We start from the raw sequence: 8887 nt of genomic DNA on the forward strand, positions 1-8887 counted from the left end.
GTACAATCTTGACTGCGTGTGCAATGCAGATTTTTCAATCCGCGGTACAGAAACTAAGTCTGTATCCCACAAGGGGAAAACGCACAAAAATCAATTACAGAAACAGTGTAGCACAATATCTTGCGTTAGTCAAGAAATATCATCTATATATAGTATCTTTCTGCCACTGAAAATGGCGTCGCTCAAAAAAACTCATCAAAAGGCACAGGATTTGCAGAAATTTGGCCGCCATCTCCTATATATAGGGCGTACAGACATGGCATGGGATTCCGTAGCCGGTCTGCACGCTCTTTTTGTACCTTGACAAGCCCCATAACCTTTTCCATTGGAGTTATACAGGGATCGCGGACAGTGTGCGATGACCACATGGAGCCCGCCCACGATTGAAATACCGCACAGCGGGCCCTGGCAATACGCGGCGGAAAGCCCCGGCGCAGGAAATGGCCTTTGGAAGAGACCCTACACTTCCCGATGAATTTGAATGACTTCATTGTTTTTGTTGAAAACCTTCTTCTACAAACAGTAAAGGATATATGTAATTGCAAATAAAGGAGGGCAATTATGGAAAAAAGAAAACCCAATGACCTTTCACCGGATCAGTGCTTGGCGGTCGATACGGAATCGCTTTGCAAACTGCTCGACTGCGGGCGGCACACGGCCGTCCAGATCGGCGACCTGGCCCACGCCCGCATTACCATGAATTCTCGTGTCCTTTGGAGCGTTCAGCGCGTGAAGGAATATTTGTACGAGATCTCATGCTAACAGAACCTTGCCCATTCCGGGCACAGCAACACACAAAACATCGGGAGGTATCAGCCTATGCCAAAAGTTAGAAAAGACAACAAAGGCCGCAACCTGCGGCCAGGAGAAACACAACGCTCAGACGGCAGCTATATGTTTGTCTATAAGCTGGGTAAGAAGAAAAAGTACATTTATGATTTTGACCTTGCCAGCCTGCGGGCCAAAGAAAAAGTGCTCAACCGTGACAGCGAAGACGGTATTCGCACCCAGGAGGCTATGAAAATCACCCTAAATGATATGTTCAAAGTCCTCATGGATACGAAGATCCAGTTAAAGGCTTCTACACGGGCGAATTACGAATATCTTTGGAGCAACTATGTGAAGGATGAGCCGTTTGCCAACATTCCCCTGCCCAACATCCGAAAGAGCGACATCCTGACATTTTACACGAAGCTTTTGAAAAAAGGCTTTGCGGTCAATTCCTTGGAAAGCATCAATAACCTGATTCACCCCACGCTTGAATTGGCGGTCGATGATGACTACATCCGAAAAAATCCAAGCAAAGGCGTCTACCGCTCTCTCAAAACAGAGGGAGCCGGGGCGCCCCCGAAGAAAAGAATCGCGCTGACCATGACACAGCAGAAGAACTTCCTTCGGTTCATTTCCAAGTCACCGATGTATAGCCACTGGCTGCCTGTCATGGTCGTACTGCTCGGTACGGGAATGCGTGTTGCGGAATGTACCGGCTTAACTAAAAATGATGTGGACCTGGAGAACAATACCATCTCTGTCAATCACAACTTGATCTATCGCGTGATTGATGGGAAAGCAGGTTTTCATATCACCACCCCTAAAACAGCCAGCGGCACCCGCACCATCCCTATCCTGTATCCGCAGGTTGCTGAACAGCTCCGCACATTGATTGAAGTCATGGACACACTCTATCCGGAAGACCTTGTGATGAATGGGTATCACGGTTTCCTTTTTAGGAATCGGGAAGGTTACTTTCTCAGTGCCCATAATATCAATCGGGCCATCCAGCGTATCTCCATCGCCTACAACGCCGAAGAAATGGATCAGGCTGAACTGGAAGATCGTGAGCCGGAACTGCTGCCGCATTTTAGCGTACATAACTTGAGACACACATTCTGCACGCGGCTCTGTGAAAGCACCAACGACATCAAGTTTATCCAGCAAGTGATGGGCCACGCTGATTTTTCCACAACTATGGATATTTACACGCATATTACGCAAGAAAACATGAGGGAAAAAGCAGAGGCAATCAAGGGTAATTTGGTGCTAATGTGAAAATTGCAAAAAAGGGCAAATCCGCATAAAAAACACGGATTTGCCCTTCATTTTGGCCCGTCTGATGCCGTCTGATTTCAAGCAAAAGTTGTAGAAAAGTTGTAGTTGTAAGCCCTTTTTTCTACATCTTGTGCCGTCCGGTTTCGTCAGACACTATATATTGTGGAATTTTAGTCCAAGGGCTTCATCGTCGGGAACAGGATCACGTCCCGGATGGAGTCGGAATCGGTGAGCAGCATAACCGCCCGGTCGATGCCGATGCCCATGCCGCCCGTGGGGGGCAGGCCGTACTCCAGGGCGTTGATGAAGTCCTCGTCCATCATGCCGGCCTCGTCGTTGCCCATCTCCCGGAGGGCCAGCTCGTGCTCGAAGCGGCCACGCTGGTCGATGGGGTCGTTGAGTTCGGAGAAAGCGTTGGCAAATTCGGAGTGGTTGACAAACAGCTCAAAGCGCTCGGTGAGCCGGGGGTCCTTGGGAGAGCGCTTGGTGAGGGGGGAGACCTCCACGGGATACATGGTAATAAAGGTAGGCTGGATCAGCTTCTCCTCCACCCGCTGGTCGAAGGCCTCGTACAGGGCGGTGCCCCAGGTGCGCTCACAGCCCTCCATGTCCACGCCCACGGCCTCCACGGCCTTGCAGGCGGTCTCGTCGTCGGAAATGGCGTTAAAGTCCACGCCCACATACTGCTTGACGGCGTCGATCATGGTCAGCCGCTTCCAGCCGGGGGTCAGGTCGATGTCCACGCCCAGCCACTTCACCTGGTAGGAGCCCAGGATCTCCTTGGCGGCGGAGGACAGAATGCCCTCGGCAATATCCATCATGTCGTTGAAGTCGGCATAGGCCTCGTACAGCTCGATGGAGGTGAACTCCGGGTTGTGCTTGGGGTCCATGCCCTCGTTGCGGAAAATGCGGCCAATCTCATACACCCGCTCAAAGCCGCCCACCACCAGACGTTTCAGGTGCAGCTCGGTGGCGATACGCATATACATGTCGATATCCAGGGTGTTGTGGTGGGTGATGAAGGGCCGGGCGGTGGCGCCGCCGGAGATGGTGTTGAGAACGGGGGTCTCCACCTCCATGTAATTCCGCTCGTCCAGATACCTGCGCACATGCTTGATAAAGGCGGTGCGGATCTGGAAGGCCCGGCGCACATCCTCGTTCATGATCAGGTCCACATAGCGCTGGCGGTAGCGGGTCTCCTTGTCGGTCAGGCCGTGGAACTTCTCAGGCAGAGGCTGGAGAGACTTGGAGAGAAGGGTCACCTTGTGGGCCTTGACAGAGATCTCGCCCCGCTTGGTCTTAAAGGTCTCGCCTTCCACGCCCACGATGTCACCGATGTCTACCTTTTTGAACTTGGCAAAGGCCTCCTCGCCCAGCTCGTCGATGCGGACATACAGCTGGATGCGGCCCTTGCCGTCCTGCAGGTCGCAGAACATGGCCTTGCCCATGCCGCGCTTGGACATGATCCGGCCGGCAATGGAGGTCTCGGTGCCCTCCAGGGCGTCGAAGTTCTCCTTGATATCGGCAGAGTGATGCTTCACCACATACTTGGTGATCTGGAAGGGATCCTGGCCCGCGTCCTGAAGCTCCTTGAGCTTGGCGCGGCGGATGAGCCGCTGCTCGGACAGGTTCTGCTGCTCCTCAGGCTGATTGACGCTTCTCTCTTCAGTACTCATTGCTCTTGCTCCTTACTTTTGAATCTCTAAGATACGATACCTTAATACACCGGCGGGGGCCTCCACCTGGACCTCGTCCCCCACCGCCTTGCCCAGCAGGGCCTTGCCAAAGGGGGAGTCCTCGGAAATCCGGCCGTTCATGGGGTCGGCCTCCTGGGAGCCCACCACCTGATAGCTCTCCTCCTCCTCAAACTCCAGGTCCAGCACCTTCACGCTGGAGCCCAGACGGACGGAGTTGGGATCGCTCTCGTGCTCCTCAATGATCACGTAGTTGGACAGGATGTTCTCCACCTCCGCGATGCGGGAGTAGAGCTTGCCCTGCTCGTTTTTGGCCTCGTCGTACTCGCTGTTCTCGGACAGATCACCGAAGGAGCGGGCCTCCTTGATCTGATCGGCCACCTCTTTTTCCCGGACCGTTTTCAGATAATTCAGCTCCCGTTTCAGCTCCTCCAGGCGCTCGGCGCTCAGTTTAAATTCTTTAGCCATGTCGATCGTGCACACCTTTCTTCACTTGCTCTTACGATAAAAAGCGGCCATCTCCGGCGCTCTTGCAGTCTCAACAAAAAAACATTTCGTCACGTTAATATGATATTATATGTAGTTTGGGTCCTCCTGTCAAGTCAATAATCTGGAACTAGGTGGAAGAAAGCTGGATTTTTTCCGCGTCCAGCCACCCCGCCTCCCAGAGCAGCGACAGCAGGGGCAGCCCGTCCAGCCCCCCGGCCGGCCGGGCCTCCTCCGGTAAGACGGGCGCGAAGCCCGCCAGGTCCGGCGCGGGGCCGTAGAGGGAAAAGACGGTCTCGCCCCGGGCCTCCCCCGGCCCAAAGCAGAGGGCCACATGGGCCCGCCGCCCGTCTCCCCCGCTGAACACCGCCGCGCCGTACTCCTTCCACAGCCAGGACGCCACCCGCTCCCCCTCCCCCGGCACGTCCACCGTCAGGCAGCGCACCTGGGGACAGAGCACCTCCGCCGCCCGCAGCAGCGCACGGCTTACCCGGGGGCCGGACAGGGTCACCGCCGCCCGGGTTGGCGGGATCTGCCGCCGTCCCAGCTCCGCCAGAGCCAGAGAGGCGGCCAGGGCCTGACAAAATCCCTCCACCTCCACCGGCCGCAGCCCGTTTTTCCTCAGCTCCTCCCAGTAGGGAAAGTCCGGCCGGGTGAGCACCCGGCGGGCTCCGGCCAGCTCCAGGGCCCGGGCCCCTTTTTCCACCCGCCGGCGGACCCTGCCCTCCCCCATTCTGGCGGGAATGGGCACCGCCGCCCGCACACAGCGCAGGCCCAGCAGCCACTCCTGAGCCACTGCCGGCCTGCGCCCCTTGCCCTCCGTCAGCTCCAACACGCCGATCATGATGCCGTCACCTCGGCAAAAGGGTATGCGGTTGTTTCCCAATTATGTCCAAAAACAACAGCGGCGGCGGATCGCTCCGCCGCCGCTGTCTCTTTTTTGTCAATCCTGGAGGGTCATGGTGAATTCCATCCGGTAGTACAGCTGCTCCTCCGGGACACTGTCTCCGGCAAACAGCCAGCCGCCCGCGTCCTGATATCCCTCCCGAAGCACAGTTTGGGTAATGGTCACGTCCCCGGCCTGGATGGTGTAGTCCTCAAAACCGCCCTCTGAGATGTCGGCCAATACGCCGCTTCTCAGCCAGCTGATGCCATTATAATTTCCCACAGCCGCCGCAAAAGAGAGGGCGGCCAACTGCTTGCTAAAGGTGGTGTCAGATATGACCTGCTGCCCCTTCACCTCTTCTGTCAGGGTCACAGCGGTCACCTTCCCCTCTTCGTTCAGGGTGAGCTGGTGGTCGGGAGAGCCGTTCCCAAACAGCTGGATGGTATTGGTTCTCTCCTCCCAGTGTCCGTTCTCGTCCATGACCTGGTCGGAGCTCTGGGTGATGTAGTGATACAGGTCGTTCACGTTGGCTACATACTGCTCTGCGGTGAGCATCCCCCGGTGTCGAGGCATCTGGGCCTGGGCTATCGAAAGAAGCAGCAGCGCAAACAGAACAGCCGCCGCACCCACAAAGCCCCAGCACCGCCGCGCCCGGGTATCCTTGATGGCGTAGCCGCACTCCTCTTCCCAGGGCAAGGTCTCGCAGTCGGCACAGGCCCGATAGCTCTTATAGTAGCGGTAAAGGTTATAAAATGGAATGCCATATCCCTCGCCCTTTGCAAAAACCAGCCAGGTCCGGCTCATGGCGGCGGTCCAGCCGAGCTTTTTGCCATATGGATCCCTGACCTGAAGGCCGAAGATCCACTTGCCGGGTGTATAGCCCCAGGTGGACAGCAGAAAGGGCTCCACCACCAGCATGGTCACATAATCCCGATACATGCTCAGCAGATTGATGAACAGATTATCCGGCGGGTTAAAGCGCATTACCAGCAAACCGAAAGCTGACCACAGCGTGCCATAGAGAAACAGGTCCAGCCACCGGGCAAAGAACCGCCGCCAGGGATAGGCCACCATGGGGGTACTGTCTTTCCGCAGGCTGAAATACCCCTCCCCTTCCGCCGGGCGGTCCAGGGTGTCCAGGTATTTTTGCGCGTCCAGGGTGGCGTACTCCACCCGGTCGGAGCGCATGGAGGCGCACACCCGGTCGGCCCAGGCCAGCTCGGCGCGCTGCTCCTCCAGGGTGCGCTGCTGCCGGGCCAGGGCGGTATCCAGGCCCAGTTCCCCGCTCTGCACCTGTTTGATGGTGTCCAGAGGCAGGCCCAGCTGCCGCAGGAGCTTGATCTTCCGCAGGGTCTCCACATCCTCCTCAGAGTAGATGCGGTAGTTGTTTGCCCCCCGCTCCGGGGTCAGGAAGCCCTCTTGCTCATAAAAACGGATGTTGGCACGGGTCATGCCCAGGCTGGTCTCCAGCTCCTTAATGGTCATGGATCTCGCCTCCTCACCCTCAATATAAAGCATCAAGCCCCTTTACAGTCAAGACTTTTTGCAAATTTTACGGTTTCAGCAGCTCCAGGGCGGCCTCCAGCTGGGCGTCCCCCTCTCCGGTCTGGTAGACCTCCTGGTCCAGGGTCAGGCCGGTGCCGATGAGGGAGGTGCCGCTGCCTGTGAAATAGGCTCCGGTGGAGATGGCGATAGCTCCGCCGTGGGGCAGGGCGAAGGTCTGCTGGGAGTAGCCCTTGCCGCTGGTGGGCTCGCCCACGATCCGGGCCACTCCCCACTCCTGCAGCTCGGCGGCAAAGAACTCCGCGGCGGAATAGGTATTCTCGTTGACCAGCACCACCATGGGCAGGTCCACACAGGACGCATCGGAGTATGTAACCTCCTCATGTCCCGCTTTGTCCCGGGTAATGAAGATAGGGCCTTCCGGCAGCAGGAAATCCAGCATGTCGGTCAGCTGGCTGAGGTAGCCGCCGCCGTTGTCCCGCATGTCAAAGATCATGGCCTGGGCTCCCTGGGCCTGGAGTTCGGCCACCGCCGCCTCCAGACGGGCGGCGCTGTTGTCATAGAAATTCAGCAGGCGGACATAGCCCACATCTCCCTCCAGCATTTCGTACTCCACCGGATCGGTGTCCATGCTGGCCCGGGCCACCTCCACAGTGCGGCTGACGCCTCCGGCCCCCAGCACCTCCAGGGACACCGTGGTGCCCTCCTCCCCCTGGATCAGGGAGGCGCCCTCAAACCGGGCGTCCCCCGCCAGGGACACGCCATCCACGGCGGTAATGACCTCGCCGGAGCGCAGCCCCGCCGCCTCTGCCGGGCCTCCCGCCGTTACCTCCTGGATCAGCAGCCCGTCCTCCCGCTCGTAGGTGACGGTGACCCCGATGCCCACATATTGATTGGTGCGCCGCTGGTTCTGAGCCTGGTACTCCTCCTCGGTCAGGTAGTAGCTCCACCGGTCCCCCAGGCCGGACACCAGCCCCTCCAGGGCGGCGTCCACCGCGGCGGTCTCGTCATACTCCCCCACAAATTTGTCCTCCACCAATTTCAGCCCCTCCAGCAGTGAGGCGCCGTAGGTCCCCATGGAGGCCCGGAAAATCAGGATACTCCCCCCCACGCAGACCACGGCGGTGAGCACTACCGCCGCCAAGAGGTGCGCTCCGGTAAAACGTCTGGTTTTCATCCCGTGTCAGATCCTTTCGCTTAAAAATCAAAAAGGGCGGAGAGGTGGTCCTCCCCGCCCTTATGTAGATCCATATGCCTTACCAGGAGTTTAAATTCAGATCCGGGAATTTGGCCTCCGGATCCACCCGCTGGCCGCCCACCCGGATCTCCAGGTGCAGGTGGTTGCCGGTGGAATTGCCGGTGGTACCCACGTAGCCAATCACCTGACCCTGGGTCACCATCTGCCCCTCGCTTACCGCCCGGGAACTCATGTGGGCGTACAGCGTGGAGTTGCCGTTGCCGTGGTCAATGACCACATAGTTGCCATAGGACCAGTAAGAGCCGCTGCCATAGACCGAGGTAATGACCTGGCCGCTCTTGGCAGCCAGAATCGGCGTGCCGCCGCTGGCGGGAATGTCAATGCCGCCGTGGTTCTGGGCCCGGCCGCTCACCGGGTTGATCCGGTAGCCAAAGGGAGAGGAAATGCTGTACCAGCCCGGCAGCGGCCACATATAGCCGCTCTCCGACACAATGGTGGTACCGTTCTGCTGCCGCTGGGCCTCCAGTTCCTTCTGCTTTCTGACGATATCCGCCTGGATGGCGGCAGCGGCGGCGTCCTCCTCGTCCAGGAGCCGGTTGACCTCCGCCACGTTCTTGTTGAGCTCCTCCAGCACCTTCTCCGCCTCGGCCACCTTGGCCTGCTGCTCGGTCTTCTTGGCCTCCTGCTCCTCCTTCACCGCCTGCTCGTCCGCCCGAGCGCTCTCCAGCTCCGCCTGGAGCCGCTCCAGCTCCTCCCGGGTGGCGGTCAGCTCGTCCATGATCTGGTTGTCATAGTCCATGACGGCGTCAATATCCGCCAGCCGGTCCAGCATGTCGGAAAAGCTTTCGGCGTTAAAGAGGATGGACCAGTAGGAGACGGTGCCCTCCTCCTCCATGGCCCGCACCCGCTGGCAGAACAGCTCGTACTGGGCCTGCTCCTTGGCCTCGGCCTCCTTGCGCTCCGCCTCCTTCTGGGCGATCTGCTCATCATACAGGGCAATCTGCGCATTGATGTTATCCAGCTCGTCGTTGATGGCATCCAGCTGGGCCAGCAGCAGGGAGCGCTGCTCCT

General features: G+C 58.3%; 8 protein-coding genes. 2 read left to right on the plus strand and 6 right to left on the minus strand.

What is annotated here, in order from left to right:
• The first annotated feature begins 561 nt into the window (after positions 1-561).
• Together B5F88_RS02915 and B5F88_RS02920 are read left to right on the plus strand one after the other, a co-directional pair.
• Positions 562-762, plus strand: coding sequence for a hypothetical protein (locus B5F88_RS02915; protein ID WP_006573960.1), 201 nt, complete (start codon positions 562-564; stop codon positions 760-762).
• Positions 763-819: 57 nt separating this feature from the next.
• A complete protein-coding gene (locus B5F88_RS02920; RefSeq protein WP_087341481.1) occupies positions 820-2049 on the plus strand; it encodes a site-specific integrase in 1230 nt (409 codons plus the stop codon).
• Between the two features lie 170 nt (positions 2050-2219).
• On the opposite strand, the gene lysS is transcribed toward B5F88_RS02920, so the two are convergent.
• From lysS to B5F88_RS02950, 6 genes are all read right to left on the minus strand, one after another.
• Positions 2220-3725, minus strand: a complete 1506-nt coding sequence (gene lysS / locus B5F88_RS02925) for a lysine--tRNA ligase (protein ID WP_087341482.1) — start codon at positions 3723-3725, stop codon at positions 2220-2222.
• A gap of 12 nt (positions 3726-3737) precedes the next feature.
• The gene (greA, locus tag B5F88_RS02930) at positions 3738-4211 is read right to left on the minus strand and encodes a transcription elongation factor GreA (RefSeq protein ID WP_087341483.1); all 474 of its coding nucleotides are present in this window, start codon (positions 4209-4211) and stop codon (positions 3738-3740) included.
• Between the two features lie 148 nt (positions 4212-4359).
• The gene (locus B5F88_RS02935; protein ID WP_087341484.1) at positions 4360-5073 is read right to left on the minus strand and encodes a hypothetical protein; all 714 of its coding nucleotides are present in this window, start codon (positions 5071-5073) and stop codon (positions 4360-4362) included.
• 99 nt (positions 5074-5172) lie between these two features.
• Positions 5173-6600, minus strand: coding sequence for a MerR family transcriptional regulator (locus tag B5F88_RS02940; RefSeq protein ID WP_162612101.1), 1428 nt, complete (start codon positions 6598-6600; stop codon positions 5173-5175).
• Positions 6601-6667: 67 nt separating this feature from the next.
• Positions 6668-7795, minus strand: a complete 1128-nt coding sequence (locus B5F88_RS02945) for a S41 family peptidase (protein ID WP_087341486.1) — start codon at positions 7793-7795, stop codon at positions 6668-6670.
• A gap of 79 nt (positions 7796-7874) precedes the next feature.
• On the minus strand, positions 7875-8887 hold a 1013-nt coding region (locus B5F88_RS02950), incomplete at its 5' end, for a peptidoglycan DD-metalloendopeptidase family protein (RefSeq protein ID WP_087341487.1).

This window comes from Flavonifractor sp. An306, assembly GCF_002159455.1.
Lineage (GTDB): Bacteria > Bacillota > Clostridia > Oscillospirales > Oscillospiraceae > Flavonifractor.

Excerpts from the sequence above, each read along its gene's own strand:
- greA (WP_087341483.1), bottom strand. The coding sequence starts at position 4,211 with ATGGCTAAAGAATTTAAACTGAGCGCCGAGCGCCTGGAGGAGCTGAAA.
- B5F88_RS02920 (WP_087341481.1), top strand. The coding sequence starts at position 820 with ATGCCAAAAGTTAGAAAAGACAACAAAGGCCGCAACCTGCGGCCAGGA.
- lysS (WP_087341482.1), bottom strand. The coding sequence starts at position 3,725 with ATGAGTACTGAAGAGAGAAGCGTCAATCAGCCTGAGGAGCAGCAGAAC.
- B5F88_RS02935 (WP_087341484.1), bottom strand. The coding sequence starts at position 5,073 with ATGATCGGCGTGTTGGAGCTGACGGAGGGCAAGGGGCGCAGGCCGGCA.
- B5F88_RS02945 (WP_087341486.1), bottom strand. The coding sequence starts at position 7,795 with ATGAAAACCAGACGTTTTACCGGAGCGCACCTCTTGGCGGCGGTAGTG.
- B5F88_RS02915 (WP_006573960.1), top strand. The coding sequence starts at position 562 with ATGGAAAAAAGAAAACCCAATGACCTTTCACCGGATCAGTGCTTGGCG.
- B5F88_RS02940 (WP_162612101.1), bottom strand. The coding sequence starts at position 6,600 with ATGACCATTAAGGAGCTGGAGACCAGCCTGGGCATGACCCGTGCCAAC.